The sequence below is a fragment of the Coleofasciculus sp. FACHB-542 genome, assembly GCF_014695825.1.
In the GTDB taxonomy this organism is placed as follows: domain Bacteria; phylum Cyanobacteriota; class Cyanobacteriia; order Cyanobacteriales; family FACHB-T130; genus FACHB-T130.
The window spans coordinates 1-19,741 of the sequence record NZ_JACJPB010000019.1; the positions used below are offsets into that span (position 1 = coordinate 1).

Genomic DNA, 19,741 nt, shown 5'->3' on the forward strand with positions numbered 1-19,741 from the left:
TGAGTTTCTCGGCTTAAATCTCTAATAAATCTCATAAGTCTCTTGTTTTCTTGACTTTTGTTTTAGCTTATTCTACTTTTTATTATGTGTAATTTATTTTACATAAGCACTTATCCTTAATCATCCCCAATATCATGTTAAAAACAAACACCAGCTTGAAAGGAATTACTTTTTTCAATCTTAAATTTTTGCTTCAATTACTCGCCACTTAGACTGAAACTAGGAGATGAAAATTGACATCGTTCTAAATATATCTTAGCAACTTTATCCATCGGGTTATACCATAAACAATCTTGAAAGAGTTGTGCAGCTTCATGAAACTTTTGATTTTTGTAAAATAACAAAGCTTTTTCAAATATTGTTTTCGCGCTAAATTTACCATCTTTTAATTCCGCTAAATCCCCATCGAATACTTCATAAACTGTTACTTCTTCGGATTTACCTTTTATTTTCACCCGATCGATAATGCGGATGAAGTAATCAGATGAATTCTGTAACTGTAAAAAAGTCTGATGACTGATTAATAATGACACTCCATACTCTTTCGTCAATCCTTCAATACGGGAGGCTAAGTTGACAGCATCGCTAATGACAGTGCCCTGCATCCGGTTATTTCCTCCCACCGTACCCAGCATCAAAGAACCCGTATTGATGCCAATTCCGATTTGAATTGGATGATAACCAGCTTGGGCGCGATGCTGATTATACTCGGCAAGATTATTTAGCATGGTAATGGCTGCTTTAATAGCATCATCTGCACTACCGCTAAACAGCGCCATCATCCCATCACCGATATATTTATCAATGAAGCCGTTATTCTCAGTAATAGCAGGCTCCATGCGGCTCAAAAAGGCATTAATAAATTGAAAATTGTCTGACGGCGTCATTTTTTCTGATAGTGCAGTAAAGTCTCGAATATCGGCAAATAACACCGACATTTCCTGCTGCACTTGGTCGCCTAATATGACATCAATAATGCTTTGTTTCTTCAAAAACTGAAGAAATTCACGGGGTACAAACCGTTCGTAAGCGATGTTAAGTTGATAAAGTTGATCGATCAGCTGAATTCGCTCTGCTTCTGCCTTTTTGCGTCGCGTGATATCTTGAAAAGCCGCGATCGCGTACACAATTTCGCCCTTCTCATCAAAAATTGGCGTTGCCCACACCTCTATCGGGATAATCTTGTCTGCTTGGCGAACCTCCATATCATCAACAGTCGAGCAGGAGCCACTCAACGCCAGCGCTAGGGGCTGTTGGGCATTCGGGTACAACCGATCTGTCCCTGCCACATAAGCTTGATAAAGTTCTGGCAGTTGAGCGGTAGTGTCTTCCAGGACGATGCCCTTGCCGAGAAGTCGCTGTGCCGTATGATTGGCGTAGTAGGGTTTGCCGCTCGCATCAATCACGAAAACACCTACCGGCACAGCTTCTAGAAATTGAGCCAACCTTCTCTCACTGGCACGTACTGCCTCCTCTGCCTTGTGATGCAACTCAGCTTCCACCCTATCGGAATGTTCCGTAGTCGTCTCCAGCAAAATTTCCAAATCGGTCTTATCTCTAGTAACGATTGTCAAAAGAGACTGGAGAGCTGCTTGACTTGCTTGTAGTGCTTCTTCGGTACGCTGGCGTTCGGCAATTTCGGCTTGTAGCTTTTGATTGGACTGATGCAGCTGGGCTTCAACCATATCGGAGTGTTCTGTCGTCGTCTCTAACAAGATTTCCAAATCAGCTTTTTTGTTTTTTAAGTCTTCCAATTCCCGGCGCAGATTTGCGATTTCTAAAAACAGCTGTTCCCTTGAGGGTTGTTCTTCTTGCATCGCCTTAGGATTTGCACTTGACGAAAATGAACTTATCTAGTTTTAAGTGCCAGTATCTTAGCCTTGTAGGAGTTTTTATGCCAATTCCAGCTGCAAAGAAGGCATTAGTCGCTGCAAATTTTTCAACGACTTACTTTGCCAGGGGATATTCTTAGAGCCTTGTACAATCATCTGCATACTTGCTTTTTGACGCACGTTGATGACAAATTTCGACAGAACATTGATTCCCGAACTATTCAAGAATTCTAGTTCCCGCAAGTTCAAGGTAATTTTTGGTGGCTCTGAGTCAACTAGATCGTTAAGTAACTTTACGATTGGTGCATATTCTTCCATTCCGCTAAGTCGAAGCGAACCCTGAAAGATCGCTGTTTCAGTAACCGAGTCGTACCAAATGCTGTAATCTTCGGTCTTAATTTCCATTACGCATCAACTCCTTGCATATTCTGAACAACTCGGTAAGCTATACTGCCAACTGCACCATTGTGGTCACGGCGATCGCTTCCGGCTCCGACTCTTTTTGGATAGTCTCAAACTTCCAACCTAGCTTAGCCTGATAATCGTTCATCATTGTCAAAAAGCCTAGCCCAGATTCGCTCTCGCTCTCGTCTTCTGCATTTTTTTCTAGCTGGCGAAGATAGAACTCGCTCGGATCGCAGGTGGTTAACTCTGTGATAAATGCCTGAAACTTAGCGATCGCGCTTGGATTGATATTGTTCGTACCGAGGAATACCAAGCGATCGTTATGCATTTGCAGCCGAATACTAATAGGTTGCACTGATATGTCATCGTTAAATTTCATCGCATTCTCTAGCAACTCATTAGCGATAAAACTAACAGCACTTTTGATCTCTGCTTTTGGATCGGTTTCGGTCGTATTTTTATTACCAGGAAAGAAAGTTGCAAAATAGTCAGCCATAAAATCAGCCGACAAACCATTATTGCGCCAGCGTTGCTTTAGGGGAATGGAGGTAGGCGAAAATACAATTGTTAAGCCTTCCTGACTGCTTGGTAGCTCGTCCCTAAAGTCTCCGAATATTTGAATCATATCCATTTGGTAGTTGGTAATTGGTAATTGGTAATTTTTTTGAGTTTTAAGTTTTGAACTAAAGTGCTTAGTACTCTCGCGTACAATACATTCTGCTCCTTGCTTCTTAAGTGCCTTTCCGAAAAGCGAAGAAAGGGAATATTAAACTCCTCCCTACTTTTCGGGCAGCGGCAGAGGTGGGATTAAACTGTACTGCATCCAAAAGAGAATTACTATAAATAATTTCTTTTAACTCAACATTCATTACCAATTACGCATTTTTGCTTGAACAGCGCGAAGATGATTTGCTTGTACATTGGCTCATTGATTTGCCTGTGTAGAGCTAATCGGAATCTCAATGTAGAATTCTGTCCCTTGTCCTGGCTCAGAGATACATTTAAGCTGTCCCCCATGTTTTTCTACGACAATTTGATGACTGATTGAGAGACCCAATCCGGTACCTTTGCCGACTTGCTTGGTTGTAAACAAAGGTTTAAACAAATGTTGCTTTGCCTCTTCTGAAATACCAACTCCATTATCTGCAATCCGAATCAAAATCTGAGAGAAATTAAGCCCAAAGAATGAAGAAGCAAATAATTCATTTTCAGTTTTTATCCTTAGATTATCCTGCTTTATTTCCGTGCTAATCCGAATAGTAGGCACAAGGTTTTGATTTTTACTGAAAATTCCAGAAGCTATTGCTTCTTCTAGCGCATCAATGGCATTGGCAATGAGATTCATGAACACTTGATTAAGTTGTCCGGCATAACACTCAACAAGCGGGATATTTTCATATTCTTTAATTAATGTAATTCCTGGACGATTTCCGTTTGAATTTAAGCGATGCTTCAAAATTAGTAGAGTGCTATCAATGCCATCATGAATATTAAAAAGTGTCTTTCTGGATGTATCGGCACGAGAGAAGGTTCGCAGAGACACGCTAATTTGATGGATACGATCTATTCCTATTTTCAGAGAAGAAAGTATTTTAGGCAGGTCTTCTGCTAGGAAATCAACATCAATAGCTTGTGCCTCTGATTGGATTTCTGGTACTGGATTTGAATAATGCTGTTGGTAAAGTTTTAACAACCTAAGCAAATCGCAGGTGTAGTCGTAGACATAAGTGAGATTGCCAGATAAAAAATTAACTGGATTATTGATTTCGTGGGCAATTCCTGCGACTAATTGACCAAGAGAAGACATTTTTTCACTTTGTATTAATTGAACTTGAGCTTGCTGCAAATCGCGCAGCGATCGCGCTAACTGTTGAGCTTTTTCTCGTTCTCGCGCTTCGCTTGCCCTTAGAGATTGCTCAATCTGCTTGCGCTCAGTGATATCAATGATGGTTCCCTCGTAGTAGAGTAAGGTGCCGTTGGCATCACAAATCGCGCGGGTATTCTCGGAAACCCAGATGATGCTGCCATCTTGTTGATAAATTTGATACTCGAATCCTTTAACTTCACCCTGTTTAGTTAATAAATCTAAAAGGTTCTTGCGGCATTTCGGGTCAACATAAACTTGCTCTTTGATTTCTGGGATGCTATTCATCATCTCCTCAGGAGACTCATAGCCGTAAATTTTTGCTAGTGCCGGATTGACACAAATGTAGTGTCCGTCTAATGTAATCTGGAAAATTCCCTCAATGGCATTTTCAAAGATACTGCGATACCTTGTTTCCGCTTGTTGCAGCGCTTCTGCGGATCGCTTGCGCTCGGTGGTGTCTTGAAAGGCAGCAATCGCATAAGCAATATCGCCCCGGTCATCAAAAATGGGGGACGCCCACACCTCTATGGGAATTATTTTGTCTGTTTGATAAATCTCCGTATCGTCAACGGTTACTTTTTCGCCTCTCAACGCTCGTATAATCGGCAGGCGATCGCTGGGGTACAATTGCTCTGTGCCTGCGAGATAAAGTTGATAAGTCTCTGGCAATTCCTCGACAGTGGCTTCTGACATAATGCCTTTGCCTAGGATTTGCTGTGCCGTCTGATTGGCGTAGTAAGATTTACCGCTAGCATCAACCACGAAGACGCCCACTGGCAGGGCTTCCAGAAATTGCGCCAGCCTGCGATCGCTTTGTTTTCCCGCCTCCACTGCCTTGTCATACAACTGCGCTGCAACCGTATCCGAGTGTTCGGTAGTATTCTCCAGCAAGATTTCCAAGTCAACTTTTTCTCTTTTCAAGTCTTCCAATTCTTGGGACAAGCTTTCTATCTTCAAAAAGAGCTGTTCTGTTAATGATTTTTCTTCCTCAATTGCCATAAATTTTTATCTTTGCCAAAAAATGGATTACCCTAGCAAGGGATATTTTTAGAGTTTTGTATCACTATTTAAATATTCCCTTTCTTAGGGGCTTTTGTAACAAACTTTACAGAACATTTACTTACAAACTGGTTAAAACTTCTCGCTCCAGCAATTTGAGTTTGAGAGCGGCAGCAAACTCACGAAAGATAAAGTGCAAGTTCTATACAAACAGCGCAGACTACAGCCTTTGGTGTGAAGGCAATGCAAGCTGTTTTGCATCTACAACAGATAAGAAGTCAAACTCGGCTTATTTCTGTTTAAGAATCAGCAAAGTGATGTCATCGTAAATTTTTTGCTCACCGATATGCCGTCGCAGATCCTCAATCACAGCTTGTTTAATTTCCTCAACGGTCTGTTGGCAGCTGCGGCTGACTATGTCGCACAGCCGATCTAACCCGTATTGCACCTTGAATCTATTTTCGGCTTCAGTAATGCCATCGGTGTACAGCACCACGACGTCCCCTGAGTGCAATTGCAACTGAATCTGGGCAACGAAATTGGTAATGTCTGCTTCTAGCCCAATCGGGAAGCCTAAATCAACCGTGTCTATCCGTTCCACCTGACCGCCGGAACGCACGACAATCATTTCTTCATGTTGCCCCGTCAGGCGCAGCGTTCCCGCTTGGTAGTCCAATAAGGAAAGGCTAAGATTTTTATCGGAACTCATCCGCTGCACATTGTGATAAATAGTGCGGTTGAGTACGTCCAAAAATTTTTTGGGGTCGGTTTCGTTGTTTTCCAGTAGCGTCCGGACTGCTGTCTGCACCATGATCGTTAAGACGCCGCTTTCAAGCCCGTGTCCGGTGACATCGCCGATCCCAATTTTGACTGTATCCTCATAATTGAGTACATCGTAGTAGTCGCCGCCTACCTCTTCGGCAGGTTCCATAAAGCTGGCAATCTCCAGTCCAGGAAGCGATTCAAGTTCTTGCTGTTTAGGCAATAGCATCTGTTGCAGTCGGCGCGTTACGGCTAACTCAGCGCTCATGCGGATATTGTCGGCTTGAAGACGCTCGTTAAGGGCAAGAATCTCGGCGTTGGCGTGAGCGAGTTCGCTGGTGCGTTCGTCAACTTTTTGTTCCAAAGTGTGGCTGTAATTCCGCACCGCCTCCTCAGCTTGCTGGCGCTCGGTAATATCGCGCACCAGTACCACATATTCTTGAAAGTCCTGATTGAAACGGTTAGAGACGGCTGCCTCAACGATGGTGGGATGTTCGGGCGTTTTTAGGGTATGTTCGCTCCGACTCGACCAATTATCTGGTTGACCTGCCAAGGCGGGAAATATCTGGTTGAGACGACATCCTAGGAGATTGGGAGCGATCGCTTTTAATAGTTGCTCGGCGGCTGGGTTGGCTTGCCGAATAACGCCCTTTTCATCGACGACGAGAATCCCGTCAATGGCAATATTAAACAAATGCTCAGACTGTTCTCTGGCTTCGACAATTGCCATGACTTGGGGCAAACTTGTCCAGCAAGCGATCGCTACCCCAACAAAGGCAGCGATCAGCAGCATCACCACATAGAGATTGTTGCCATTCTGACCTAGGTCTACCGCCCCAATTCTGGCTCTAAACATCCAGCTAATCGTGGCAGCGCTACAGATCAGTAAGATCAGGATGACTACCTGAAACCCTACAAAATCGGATATTTTAGTTTGCGATCGCCCTCGGTAATGCTGAATCCACCAAGCAGCATGAAAGGGTGCCCACCGGATGCGGCGTATCACCCGATCTGCTGCCAAAATCCCTAGGGGAAATAGCAACCCAATCAAGAAGTCTTTCCAACCCCAAGCCAAACCCCCAACCACTAAGACAACGACTTCCAGCAAAAAGAAGACCCCCGACCACCAAGGCAGAAATACCTCCGGTCTCTTTCGGCGCAGCCACAGTGCTAAATGTACCGACATGATAGACACAAACCAGCCGGTGTTACTCACCACCGCAATCCGGGCGACATCCCCCCAAGCTAGACAAATGAAAGTGAACAACAACGTCAGCACCAAAGCGGGACCGAATACACCCCGTCGGGACACCACAGCGAACACGGGAGATAAATGTCCGTCTGTAGCAAGTTGGTACAGCATCCGGGGACAGTTGGAAAGCACCGTCGCGCAACTCAGAAGCGACCCAGCAGCGAGAAAAAAGGTAACGATGATCGCTGCCGACTGTCCCCAGAACGGCGTAGAAACTGCTAACAAATTCAAGAAAGTGTCACTGCCCAAACCTGGGTCGGTTGCTAAGCGCATCAGTACCCAGGAACCCCCCAGAAAGATGGGCGGCATGATCCAACAGGAGATACTTAGAAACCGCAACGTTTCATCAGGGCGTCGGCTATCAGCAACAAATGCAGACGCAGATTCACAAGCGTAGGTCGTGTAGGTGACAAAGAATAACCACTTCGCCCAATCCACAAAAGAGGGAGGCGACCAACTGGATGGGAAAAAGCCAGGACTTGCTGGGGAAATGGCTAACCAGCCGATGCCAAATAGACAAAAAGCGAGTAAAAGTCCAATTGCCGGGATAACAAAAAATAAGTGCAGGATACTTAAAGCGCGGGTGCCGCTAAACGCCAAAATAAACGCGATCAGCGTCAAGCCAATTTTCACAAGAGTATCGGGACAAGCAATTCCTAAAGGCTCCAGGTTTACCTTAATGAGTTCTGTAAGGACAACCACGTTAATCGCCAGCGTCGAAACCCAGCTGAAGAAGTAACCAACTGCCGCGTAACGGGCTAACCCCGGATAGTGCTTTAGCAATCGGGTGGTATAGTTGGGCGTTCCTCCGGCTACGTCAGGAAAATGCCTGCCTAAGCGTTTTACTTGCAGGTTTAGCAAGATGCCAAGGATCGTTCCTGGCAACCAGACAAAAATAGCCCCCGTACCGAGAGCAATGTGCAGTACGGGGGCTATGGCAGGCCAAGAGATATGAGCCGTTACACCAAAGCCCCACGTTTCCAGAGAGCTAAGACTGCGGGGTAAGCGCGGGGCTGAGTACTGATTCGGAGGCGCAGAGTCTATGATTGTCGGCAATGGTGTTGAGGTCATCAGGTTTATTCGTATTTTTGTCTCAATTTATTTTTAAAGCTTGACAAGGAGAGCGATCGCGCTATTGAGATTTCCAGGAGATTAATTGCAGTAAGATACTTTTTTTAATTTATATGTCGAACTATTCCTATTTGAGTCCTGGCATGATGCCATCGTAAATTATGCGCTCTGCAAATCATCGCAGGTTTTCAACACAACGCTGTTCTCGCCAGTATTGCATCCTAGACCTGTTTTCGGCTTCGGTAATTTCATCGGTTATCCTAATTTATTTTCTCTAGAAATACTTGCCTATCTATTCATCGTTGATTGTTATTGGAGAAGTCTTGATAAAACCTAAGCTGAAAGCTATAAACTAAAATCAAATCTTTGAATTTGATACTAATAGAAAGTTTACTTATTAAGTGATTCATATCCTTTTGGTTTATATCTCCAACCGCAACCCTAATCGAGTATTGGTCAGGGTTCTGCTATGTAGCATTACCAGAGAAAGTGGTATTTGTTTATTTGATAACTACGTTTTTTTTGAGAATTCACACTTTGTAGAGATGCTTTCCAGAAAACATTTTTACAAAGTGTTAAATTCTTGGAATAAGCGATTTAAGGAGCGCCCGACGGTTCGACTGGACGGATAATTGCTGGGGTAGCGGATTCTTCGGGTTGAAAGATTGCCTGAAGTGCTTCTTCTAGAGTTTCTGCCATAACGATCCGGTTTTCGTAAGCGACAATCACTCTCACTAATGTTGGTAGACTATTTTGTTCTGCTTCTAGATAAAGAGGTTCGACGTAGAGAAGCGATCGCTCAATTGGAATTACTAACAAATTACCTTGTATTGCCCTGGAACCCTGCCGATTCCATAGAGAAATCTGTTGAGAAATAACCGGATCTTGGTTGATTAAAGCTTCGATTTGCTCTGGGCCATAGACCAACTCCTGTTTGGGAAACCGATAAAGCAACAGCTTGCCGTAATTCTCCCCATCGGAACGCGCTGCTAACCAGGCAATTAAATTGTTACGTTGGGTGGGTGTAAAAGGAAGCAGCAGAATAAATTCTTCCTCCTGGGCAGTTGGCAGTCTTGTGATTAGGTAGTAGGGTTCTACGGGTCGCGGTTCGCTGCCATAAATCTCAGTCGGAACCTGCCACTGGTCTTCCCGGTTATAGAACACCTGGGGGTCGGTCATGTGATAAGTCCGCAACCGTTCCGACTGAATGCTGAAAAAGTCCACTGGATAGCGGAGATGACTCCGCAGGGAAGTGGGCATTGCATTTAATGGTTTTACCAGGTCGGGAAAGATAGCAGTCCAGGAGTTAATAATCGGGTCTTGGGGGTCGGCAACGTAAAAATTAACCGAACCGTTATAGGCATCGATGACGACTTTGACAGAGTTGCGGATGTAATTAAATTGGTTTTCTCCAGGATCGGAGTAAGGATAGCGATCGCTTGTTGTATAAGCGTCAATAATCCAGTAAAGGTAATTTTGCTCCTTCGATGCATCGGTCTTGGCAACCACTAAGTAGGGGTCGCTATCGAACTGCAAGAAAGGCGCGATCTTCTGAACTCGCTGTGCAATATTGCGACGAAACAACAGCTTGGTTTGCGGTGTGAAATTCCGCGTAAACATCATCTGCCAGTCTTTCAAATACTCGGCAAATAAAAGACGACGCCACCACGAACCGATGGAGACGCCGCCAGTACCATCGTAAGTGTTATAAACATTCTCGTTGCCACTGGGATAATCTAACTCTTCGACTGTCGTTGGCGTCATCACATAAGTATTCGTGAGTTCGCCGTAGTAAATCCGGGGTATCCCAATCGGAATGCTGACTCGAATGCGTTCGCTGGATACATTTAAGGCATTGTTATCACCAGAATCTGCACTCGTTCCAATATCTTTAACAAAGTAATCTGGCAACCCACCTGCGCCAACTGTATTCACAGGGCTGAGGGTAAAGCCATAACCGTGAGTGTAAACTAAATGTTTATTAACCCAAGTTTGAGCTTCTTGGGGAACGGCATTGTAATCTAATTCTCTTGCTGCCAGAATCACCTGTCGTTTTTCTGTCCCATCGCTTTGTGCAGATGCTTCTAGTTTCAAAGTATATCGATCGATATCGGCGTCAGGAAATTTGTAGTAAAGCCGAATCTGTTGCAGTTGGCGATTTGTTTGTAATAAGGGACGTGTATCCCAAAGGCGAATATTGCGAATCGTCAGTTCATTTTGCTGGAGGTCTACGGCAGTAAGATTTGCTTGAGGGTCGAAGGTTTGAACGTCAATATTCTCTAAATTAAATGCTTCCCTCGTATAGGCAATACTGTGTTCAATATAGGTTCTTTCTCGCACCAACTCATTGGGTTGAACAATGAGGCGTTGCACTGCGACAGGTAAGCCAATTAAAAATAAAAAATTGAAAATTGAAAATCCCAACAAACCAATTTTTAATTTAAAAGTTTTAATTTTTAATTGAATTGTCTGCCAAAACAAAAGCAACGCGATCGCTAGTAAAAATACGCTCAATCCGGTATACAGTGGCAATCGCACGGTGACATCGGTGTAACTGGCACCATAAGTAACGCTGGTGGTGGAATACAACAATTGATACCGCAATAACCAATAACCGAGAGCCAAAGCAGCACATAGGCAACCGCTGAGTCCGTACAAATGGCGCATCTGGGATTTGGAAAACCCTAAAAATCTTCCCTCACTAAAACTATCTCCAGATAGCAAATATATTAGAGTGACTGCTGCAAAACCATACAAAAATAGTCCAAAAAGCCAAAATTCTAGTAACTCCCAAACAGGCAACTGAAATACATAAAAGCTGATATCTCGTCCAAATAAGGGGTCAACACTGTTAAAACTGGTGGGATGAAAATACTGTAAAATTCTCGCCCAGTGGCTTGATAGCACCAGTCCAAAAAATAAACTGAGGACAAGCGCGATCGCTGTTAACAAAAACTGCGGATAAATCAACACCAGAGCCGCCGATACCAACACCACGACAACCTGCCAGATGCTAGAGAGCATCTTTCTACCCATCTGCCAGATCAAGTCAGGCTGAAACCAAACTGGCAACAGAGGAGATACACTTGGCAACCCGACCTTAGAATGCCAATAACTCGTGGCTATTTGACTGTAGTGCAGCAGCATCAACCCGATCGCTAAACTAAGTACTCCTAGCAAAGGCAAAAGCGATCGCAATTTCAGTACTGAGGACTGAGGACGGATCGAAGAAAAAGATTCTCTCTGGTACTCTTCACTTAAGACTTTATCTCCCCTAACTCCCGCGCTAACGCGCTGCTTCGCTAGAAAAAAGGGAGAATCAACCTCCCCCTTTTTAAACCCTGTGGGGGGGATCTCTTTAGAATACTTAAGACGATGGGCAAGATATAGATTACCTAGTAAAAAGCCAGCGGTGACAATAAATGCGATCGCCCCCAACCCCGCCTGAGTGCTTACCCTGAGAAGAAACGCCGGTAGATATCCGACTTCCTGGAACCAAAAAACATCTGCTACTAGGTAAGCGACTAGATCGAAGGCTAGCCACAGTCCTAGTAGCAGTAAAAGTCCTGGAAAAATTCGATTCATTATTCATTGTTCGTTGTTCGTTGTTCATTGTTCATAGAAGTTTGCCATGAACCCTGAACGATGAACCCCGAACGATTAACTAAATTGTTCGCCTATATCCAGGTTAAACAGAGTTTGGAGTGCCTGCATCGCTTTGCGTCTGGCTTCGATATCCTGCTGCGATCGCAGTTGTACCATCGGATCGTGCAGAATTTTATTGACAATTCCGCGCGTTAGTGCCTCGATAACTTCTTGATGTCTTTCGGCAAATTCTGTACCCAAGCGAGACAAAGCTTTTTCTAACTCTTGGGTGCGAATCGTTTCCATTTTATCGCGCAGGCAGCTGATGGTAGGAACGGTTTCCAGCGATCGCCACCAGAGATCAAAGGCTTCCACCTCTTCTTCTAGCAATTCCTGGGCTTCCATTGCCATCTTGCGGCGGCTTTCGTGATTCTGAGCCACCACTGCCTTTAAGTCATCGACATTAAACGCCTGCACGTTGTCCAGATCGTTAACATCCCCATCCACATTACGCGGCACGGAAATATCAAAGATCATCAAACCTCGGTGCGCTTCCAGGTGAATTTCCAGTTTCGATCGATTTAACAGGGGTTCTGTGGAAGAGGTACTGGTAAACACTAAATCCGAGGAAGCGATCGCTGACATCATTTCTGACAGTGGATACAGTTGCAACTGTGCCTCTGGGAACTGATTCGCCAATTCCTGTGCCCGTTGCATAGAACGGTTCAACACCGAGATGTGAACCGCTCCTTTTGCTAGTAAATGTTGCACTAACAGCCGGGACATTTTCCCCGCACCTAGAATCATTACTCGGCAAGCTGCCAAGTTCTGGGCTTTGATCTGGGCTAACTCTACCGCTGCTGAACTGATGGAGACAGCACCTGTACCGATACTGGTTTCCGTCCGAACTCGCTTTCCAGCAGTCAGTGCTTGCTTGAACAACCGATTCAGGATGCTACCAATGCCCTTGTATTGCTGTCCCAGTTTGTGAGTATGTTTCACTTGCGCCAGGATTTGCCCTTCCCCCAGCACCAAACTATCTAAACCTGCTGACACTCGCATCAAGTGCATGACTGCATCTTCATGCAACAAAACAAACAAGTGTTGCCGCAGTTGATGGAGGGGAAATTTGCTGTGTTCGGAAAGAAATTGGGTGACTTCCCGAACGCCCTGTTCGGTTTCATGAGCAACGATGTAAATTTCCAGGCGGTTGCAGGTGCTAAGAATCGCGACTTCTGCAATGTGGGGGTAGCTCATGAGGGCAAGAGTTGCACCTTCACACGCTGGCTCTGGAATACTTAATTTTTCCCGAATCTCAACCGGCGCTGTTTTATGGCTAAGACCTACGACTGCAATATTCATTTGCTAATTGCTAATTACTAATTGCTTATTGGGTTGATGGTTAAAAGATTAGAAGATTGAAGATTGAAGGGTGAAGATTGAAGGTTGAAAGTTAACCTGCACGACCTTCAACCTGCAACCTACAACCTGCAACCCGATTTCCGATTATCCGCAGACTACCTCAATTGCAGTTGCTTCGGCTCTTCAAACATGTGGATCGTATCAACAAAGCGGGCGGTCTGCGACTGGCTGGAAATGACCAAGCTTTGAGTCCGTGCCCCACCCTTGAAGAACCGCACGCCTTCCATGAGCGTACCAGGAGTGATACCACAAGCTGCGAACAGAACTGTCTTGCCAGAGGCGAGTTCCTCAGCACTGTAAACTTTGTCTGGGTCTGTGATGCCCATGCTATTAAGCCGTGCGATATTGCTCTCTCTGCTTTCTCCGATCAATCCAGTTTTCACCACATCTGGATCGTAGATCAGCTGACCTTGGAAGTGTCCACCCAGACAGCGCAGAGCGGCTGCTGAGATGACGCCTTCGGGTGCAGCACCAATTCCCATCAAAGCGTGAATATTGGTACCGGCAAAGGCGCAGGAGATGGCAGCAGAAACGTCACCATCGCTGATCAGTCGCACTCTGGCTCCCGCTTGCCGGATTTCTTGAATCAGTTCTTTGTGACGAGGGCGATCCATCACTACGACCACCAGTTCCTCAATCGAGCGACCCAGGCACTCTGCGAGAATCTTCAGGTTTTGGGTGGCGGACTTGTTAATATCAACATGACCGCGTGCCACTGGGGGCGCTGCCAGCTTTTTCATGTAAAAGTCAGGAGCGGCAAACAAACCGCCTTTTTCAGCAATTGCCAGAACTGCCATTGAACCATTTTGACCGTAGGCAACGAGGTTGGTGCCTTCGCAAGGGTCAACGGCAATGTCAATCTCAATTAATTCATCTGGGTTGCAATAAGTTTTGGCATCTTCGCGGGTACAGATACCAACTTCTTCTCCGATATACAACATGGGGGCATCATCCCGTTCGCCTTCACCGATGACGATCCGACCCCGCATATAAATTTTGTTCATCCGCTCCCGCATGGCTTCCACCGCGACTTGGTCAGCGATGTTTTTTTCGCCTTTTCCCATCCACCGGGAGGATGCGATCGCAGCTTGCTCAACTACCTCTATAATTTCTAATCCCAGCGTGTTTTCCACAAAAATTATCCTCTCAACTGCTTGATTTAGCGTCGTTTCATCTGGCGATTCCAGTTAGAAGTCTATCAGAGGGGGGATACCCAAAGCTGGAGATTAACGGCTTGGTTTATGTTAACTTTTGTAATTCATCCGGCTGATGGGTCATGGGTCATTCGTTGGGAAATTACGAATAACTCATGACTCCTGGCTTTTTTTAAGGCAATTCAACCGATGTCGGTTTAGCAATGTGAGGCAGACCCCAACCGAGTTTTTCTCGTAAAATTCGGAAAAACTCAGGGGATTGCAAGCGGATGAACCGAGCTGAAAAAGGCGATCGCTCCAGATACACCCGATCTTCTGGCAATACATAGCATCCAGCATTCCCATCCACCACCATTACCAGTCGGTTAGGATTTGCGGGGAAAATCGTCACAGGTTCGCTATCTGCAAACACCAACGCCCTAGACGCCAGTGAATGAGGACAAATCGGCACCAACTGTAATGTCGGCACTCCAGGCGTCACCACCGGCCCCCCAGCACTCAATGAGTAAGCCGTCGAGCCAGTCGGGGTCGAGATAATCACCCCGTCTGCGGCAATATCCATCAGCGCGTGACGCCCAATCAGCACCTCGAAATGGCACATACTGGTGAGCGGTTCCCGATGAATCACCATTTCATTCAGGCACAGCGCTTCCCACAGCCGGACATTATCGCGAAATAGTTGCACCGCGAGCATCGCCCGCTCTTCGACTTCATACTCCCCAGCCATGAGCATTTCCAGCGCTTGCGGGATCTGGTTCACATAAGCTTCAGTGAGAAAACCCATGTGCCCAGTATTCACCGCCAGCAAGGGAATCCCGCAAGGTGCCACTTGGCGAAATGCCGCCAGAACCGTGCCATCTCCCCCTAACACCACGGCAAATTTCATCTCTTCATCAAAGCCGGGGGGAGCCAGGGAATCGATTGGGGTATGACATACCGGACGATCGGGGCGAGAATATCCCAAAATCCCACCGGAACCTGTTGTCATGCAAACTTCCCAACCAGCGGCTGTCAGCTTGTCTTTTAACTCTGTTGCAGCGCGACAAGCTACAGGTTTGGTGTCATTGTATATAATCCCTGCTTTGGGCACGCTTCGAGTCCGGTAGTAGTTCATTCTTAATTGTTAGCGATCGAGGATTGGTTTTTAGGTATGTAACCTATTAAAAACCAACAACTAACAACTCACTTTGCGTTGAGGCTGTAATCAGTTCAAGATGTATAGGGCATTTTCTTTTTACTCTGCTTTTTATTTTTTGATTTTTCGTAATCAATTTCCTTAAGTTTTTTCAAGATGCGACTGAAGTAGTCTTGCAGGTATGCCTCCAAAGTCGTGATTTGGGCTGAGTCTATCCCGAAGACTTGATAAACCTCATCCATCGACGCATTCAGGGGTTTGCCGGTCGCTACCACTTCTGCAAAAGCCAATCGATCTGCTAGGTTCCAGCCCCATTCAAAAAAGCGAGCGATCCGTCGCACTGTCCGCAGTAAGCCCAAAGGCATTCGCGTGACCTTGGATTCTCGCCCAGAAAGACGTTCGCACAGGCGGATGATTTCATAAGCACCCCAAGCGCGAGAACCGACAATCGGGAAGGTTTTCTTTTCAGTTTCCGGAACCTTCAGGGCTTTGATTGCAAACTTAGCAATATCCTGAGTGTCCATGTAAGCCACCGGAGAGGTGTCCCCTGTCACCCATACAGCTTGTCCATCTAAGATCGGCACTGCATACTGACCAATCAGCCCTTGCATAAAGCCGCAAGGTCGCAAAATGGTGTAATTTAACCCGGATTCTGCTAAGAAAAGCTCCGTACACCGCTTGATTTCCATCAACGGGACATTGGGATACTTTTCAGCATCCAAGATGGAAAAGAAGATAAAACGATCAACTTTGGCAGCGCTGGCGGCTTGAATCAGCGCTACTTTGCCATCCCAGTCTACCTGTTTGATACTAGTGGCGTCTGTCGGTCGTGAAGTTGCCGCATCAATCACGGCTGTGACACCTTCAAAGGCTGCTTTCAGGCTTTCAGGATTGGTGAGATCGCCGCCGACTAACTCAGCGCCCCATTCTTTTAAAAATGCCGCCTTCTTCGCACTTCGTACCAGACAGCGAACTTGATAGCCCTCTTCTATTGCCCGACGAGCCACCTGTCTGCCCAGGGTGCCGGTGGCACCGACAATTAATAAAGTCATCTAGTAATTAGTAAGGAATCTTAAACTTTCTATAAGATGTTATCAGAAATCTCAGAATTAACGCAAAGAAAGTTTACAAAACTAGTAATCAGAGCGATCGCGCACCTCAATTGCTAGTCGCTAATCCTATGAAAATGCCCAATAGTAAATTCTCGCCAGATGACAAAGCAACGGGCGAGGAACAAATCAACGATACGTTTTTATGGCAACGGACAAGCTGCTAGGGGCGTTGATGGAACACGCCCCGGCGTGGCTTGCCCTTGCTTTCAGGGGTTGCCCTTAGAGGGACTCGTTTTCGCCGCCTTGGATTTTGAGTAACAAAAAGCCTAGACCCAGACCCACTAAAATCAGGGTAGAGGACAATATAGCTGCATTAAAAATCTCACCGCTCATCGGTTGTAGGCTCCTTGGGAATCAATTAAAAAGTTTAGAGTATTTTAAACTGAAAGCTGTGAAAACTTTCTTTACACAAACACCTACCAATCTCACGCAACGGCAAGAACGTCCTCGGTTAGCGGTAACACTGGGAGATCCGGCGGGGATTGGGCCAGAGGTGGTGCTGAAGGCGTTGGCAGATCCGATTACCGAAAATTGCGAGATTACTGTCGTTGGCAGTCGGGGACTGTTGCAAGAAACTTATCATCGATTGACCCGACAACGTAAGGGCACGGTGCCGTGCCGCTCCCAGCAACAGGAACAAAGCCTGCCTACACAGACTTTAGAAGCGGGTGGGGAGGCATCTGAGTTGGTGTCAGCACCGCTAGCAAACCCGGCACAGTTATCAATTCTTGATGTCCCGCTGGATGGGGAAATAGAGCGGCAAATCAAGATTGGGACTGGGAATGCTGCGAGTGGCGCGGCAAGCTTTGCTTATATGGAAACAGCGATCGCGCACACGCTTTCGGGTGAGTTCCAAGGCATTGTGACTGGCCCGATTGCGAAATCTGCTTGGAAAGCCGCAGGATATGATTATCCGGGTCAAACGGAACTGTTAGCCAAGCGTTCCGGGGTTCAGCGCTTTGGGATGTTATTTGTGGCGCGATCGCCTCATACTGGTTGGACACTCCGCACTTTACTTGCCACTACCCATATTCCCCTCCGTCAAGTCGCTGAGGTGCTGACACCGCAACTGCTGACGAATAAGCTTGATTTGCTGGTGGAATGCTTAAAAGCAGATTTTGGGATAGAAAAGGCAAAGATAGCGATCGCTGGTCTAAATCCTCACAGCGGCGAACAAGGACAACTGGGACGAGAAGAAATCGATTGGTTAATCCCTTGGCTAGAGCAACAACGGCGACCCGATCTGCAACTGGATGGCCCAATTCCCCCAGATACGATGTGGGTAAAGCCCGGTCAAGCCTGGTTCGGTTCAAATGGCATCTCATCGGCTCACGATGCTTACTTGGCACTCTATCATGACCAAGGCTTAATCCCGGTTAAACTGATGGCATTTGACCGAGCGGTAAATACTTCTATCGGTCTTCCCTTCATCCGCACCTCTCCCGATCACGGGACTGCTTTTGATATCGCTAGTCAGGGAATTGCCGATGCTACCAGTATGAAGGCAGCGATTCAACTTGGGGCTGAATTAGCGGCTCGGAGGACAGCCGCGAACGCTATGTAGCTTTCGCTAGCGAATAAGGTATCGTCAGCCAGATTAATTCGAGAAGAGATTGTTCATGTTTGCATATTTGATTTTTAGCGCGATCGCTCAAAGCATCCACTTGAGCGCTCCCAAACTTCCTGCGTCTAAATCTGAGAACGCTCGAGCCAAGTTCGAGCGAATAGCAGCCTCAACAGTACCAACGAACTCCGCCTTCGCAGACTTAAGGTATTTAAAAACCGCACAGAGGGGTTTTGCCGTTTTACCTGTTGCTTATGTAGCCGCGAATTCTATTCACCGGAAACATTCTCTAGGGTTGGATGCTAAAAACGGTATCTCCTCACAAACACCATTTTTTAAAAGCGATCGCAATCAAAAATTCTTTCATCTTGGTTTTAAAGCTATTAGAAGTGCGCCAGGGGTTACACTTTATCATCAAAACTCTGATTATGTGCAAGTTGTTGATTTGAGCAAAGGCGCGTCTGTCAAATTCCTTTATGGCGAGATTACCAATCCCGGTAAGAAACAAGGCGCTTATGGAGGAAACGATCCTAAGTTGAGACGCCAAACGCTGACACAAGCCTGGAAAAATTTCTATTCTTTTAATAAAAAAGCTTTTTCGATAACGAATGGTCAGTTTTTCAGAAATGACACTAAATCCTCCATCATCACTAACTTAGCTTTTCTAGTTAAAGCCAATGGAATCATTATGAGTGACGGCTATGCAGGCGAAAGTGAGTTTGTCAGCCAAAAGCTGATGCTTGCAGTTTGGGATAATCGCGCAGAAATTAGCATTTTTTACGGTAAAAATTCTCTTTACTCTTCTTCAGCACCTAATATTATTGTTGGCTTGAGTGAAAAAGCGAATAAATTTATGAATAAAAATCTGGGTAGAACTTTTATGGGAGTTCTAGATAAAGACTCTAACGGGATTCATGAAACCGTTTTAATTTTTAATTCGACTGATTCAACTCAGTTCCATGCAGCACAGACGCTAAGAAAGTTTGGTGCAGATAAAGTAGTCATGCTCGATGGTGGCGGATCTTCCCAGTTGCTTGCTCAGGGTGAAAATTATATTAAATCTACAAGAACAATTCCCCAAACTATTGGCGTGGTGAGCGCTCCTTGAGCAAAGACTAGGCAGGAATAAGAATGCGATCGCAAGGAATGCCCTGTTGATTCAGGTAGGGTGCGATCGCATTTTCATTTTTTGCTTTCTTCATTTTAAACCTTTGCAAATTAGGTAAACCAAGTAGATGGGGAAAAACTCTGCTCAGACGAGCTAGGAAGTTGATGTTTAATCCAATCTCTCTTCCTTCGGAGAATCTCAAAAATTCCTTGGCGAATTACTGTTTCTATGTGCAGCTTTCTTTCTCCAGAGCAGTAACGGCGATTACATTTCTCTGAAAGTTTTTGACCATCCTCGATCGCAGCGTATACGTTAGGAACTCGACTCAGGGTATAAGTCATTAATTCTTTATATAATCTAGAATTTAAAAAAGCTCCGTATTCAAAATACTCTTGTTCATTGTCTAAGATTTGAGCAATTTCATCGGCAACCCATAACATTGTTAAATTGATGGTTCGATTAGCCATTTTAAC

At 45.5% G+C, this 19,741-nt stretch carries 15 protein-coding genes; 3 read left to right on the forward strand and 12 right to left on the reverse strand.

All coding sequences use genetic code 11. From position 1 onward, the window contains the following. Nucleotides 1-197: 197 nt before the first annotated feature. The 10 genes from H6F52_RS04605 to H6F52_RS04650 all read right to left on the reverse strand — a co-directional run bounded on the left by H6F52_RS04605 (nucleotide 198) and on the right by H6F52_RS04650 (nucleotide 16,536). The gene (locus H6F52_RS04605; protein ID WP_190532301.1) at nucleotides 198-1,817 is read right to left on the reverse strand and encodes an adenylate/guanylate cyclase domain-containing protein; all 1,620 of its coding nucleotides are present in this window, start codon (nucleotides 1,815-1,817) and stop codon (nucleotides 198-200) included. Between the two features lie 75 nt (nucleotides 1,818-1,892). Next, a complete protein-coding gene (locus H6F52_RS04610; RefSeq protein WP_190532304.1) occupies nucleotides 1,893-2,237 on the reverse strand; it encodes a hypothetical protein in 345 nt (114 codons plus the stop codon). Between the two features lie 40 nt (nucleotides 2,238-2,277). After that, nucleotides 2,278-2,862, reverse strand: coding sequence for a DUF6272 family protein (locus H6F52_RS04615; RefSeq protein WP_190525799.1), 585 nt, complete (start codon nucleotides 2,860-2,862; stop codon nucleotides 2,278-2,280). Nucleotides 2,863-3,162: 300 nt separating this feature from the next. Continuing rightward, entirely contained in the window at nucleotides 3,163-5,103 is a 1,941-nt protein-coding gene (locus tag H6F52_RS04620) for a PAS domain S-box protein (RefSeq protein WP_190532307.1), read from the reverse strand. 289 nt (nucleotides 5,104-5,392) lie between these two features. Next, complete coding sequence (locus H6F52_RS26340; protein WP_190532310.1) at nucleotides 5,393-8,188, reverse strand: SpoIIE family protein phosphatase; 2,796 nt, start codon at nucleotides 8,186-8,188, stop codon at nucleotides 5,393-5,395. Between the two features lie 597 nt (nucleotides 8,189-8,785). Further along, nucleotides 8,786-11,773, reverse strand: coding sequence for a UPF0182 family protein (locus H6F52_RS04630; protein WP_190532313.1), 2,988 nt, complete (start codon nucleotides 11,771-11,773; stop codon nucleotides 8,786-8,788). 75 nt (nucleotides 11,774-11,848) lie between these two features. Continuing rightward, nucleotides 11,849-13,135, reverse strand: coding sequence for a glutamyl-tRNA reductase (locus tag H6F52_RS04635; protein ID WP_190429782.1), 1,287 nt, complete (start codon nucleotides 13,133-13,135; stop codon nucleotides 11,849-11,851). A 155-nt stretch (nucleotides 13,136-13,290) separates the two neighbouring features. Then, a complete protein-coding gene (glpX, locus tag H6F52_RS04640; protein WP_190415450.1) occupies nucleotides 13,291-14,328 on the reverse strand; it encodes a class II fructose-bisphosphatase in 1,038 nt (345 codons plus the stop codon). 193 nt (nucleotides 14,329-14,521) lie between these two features. Next, nucleotides 14,522-15,439 carry an NAD(+) kinase gene (locus tag H6F52_RS04645; RefSeq protein ID WP_190415730.1) on the reverse strand — a complete coding sequence of 306 codons (918 nt, stop codon included), beginning with the start codon at nucleotides 15,437-15,439 and terminating at the stop codon, nucleotides 14,522-14,524. Between the two features lie 119 nt (nucleotides 15,440-15,558). Then, complete coding sequence (locus H6F52_RS04650) at nucleotides 15,559-16,536, reverse strand: SDR family oxidoreductase (RefSeq protein ID WP_190532317.1); 978 nt, start codon at nucleotides 16,534-16,536, stop codon at nucleotides 15,559-15,561. A 159-nt stretch (nucleotides 16,537-16,695) separates the two neighbouring features. Between H6F52_RS04650 and H6F52_RS04655 the strand changes: the two genes are divergently transcribed. Next, on the forward strand, nucleotides 16,696-16,854 hold the full coding sequence (locus tag H6F52_RS04655) for a hypothetical protein (RefSeq protein WP_190532570.1): 159 nt from the start codon (nucleotides 16,696-16,698) through the stop codon (nucleotides 16,852-16,854). Here the strand turns inward: H6F52_RS04655 and H6F52_RS04660 are convergent. Continuing rightward, a complete protein-coding gene (locus tag H6F52_RS04660; protein WP_190415454.1) occupies nucleotides 16,816-16,929 on the reverse strand; it encodes a PetM family cytochrome b6-f complex subunit 7 in 114 nt (37 codons plus the stop codon). The two genes, H6F52_RS04655 and H6F52_RS04660, sit on opposite strands and share 39 nt — an antisense overlap. Before the next feature lie 58 nt (nucleotides 16,930-16,987). Here H6F52_RS04660 and pdxA point away from each other — a divergent pair, with 58 nt between their 5' ends. Both pdxA and H6F52_RS04670 read left to right on the forward strand, forming a co-directional pair. Continuing rightward, a complete protein-coding gene (pdxA, locus tag H6F52_RS04665; protein ID WP_347276186.1) occupies nucleotides 16,988-18,160 on the forward strand; it encodes a 4-hydroxythreonine-4-phosphate dehydrogenase PdxA in 1,173 nt (390 codons plus the stop codon). Between the two features lie 55 nt (nucleotides 18,161-18,215). Continuing rightward, nucleotides 18,216-19,268 (forward strand): phosphodiester glycosidase family protein, encoded by a 1,053-nt coding sequence (locus H6F52_RS04670; protein ID WP_190532320.1) that lies wholly within the window; start codon nucleotides 18,216-18,218, stop codon nucleotides 19,266-19,268. Between the two features lie 110 nt (nucleotides 19,269-19,378). Here the strand turns inward: H6F52_RS04670 and H6F52_RS04675 are convergent, their stop codons facing one another. Next, nucleotides 19,379-19,735, reverse strand: coding sequence for a hypothetical protein (locus tag H6F52_RS04675; protein WP_190532322.1), 357 nt, complete (start codon nucleotides 19,733-19,735; stop codon nucleotides 19,379-19,381). Between the last annotated feature and the right edge of the window lie 6 nt (nucleotides 19,736-19,741).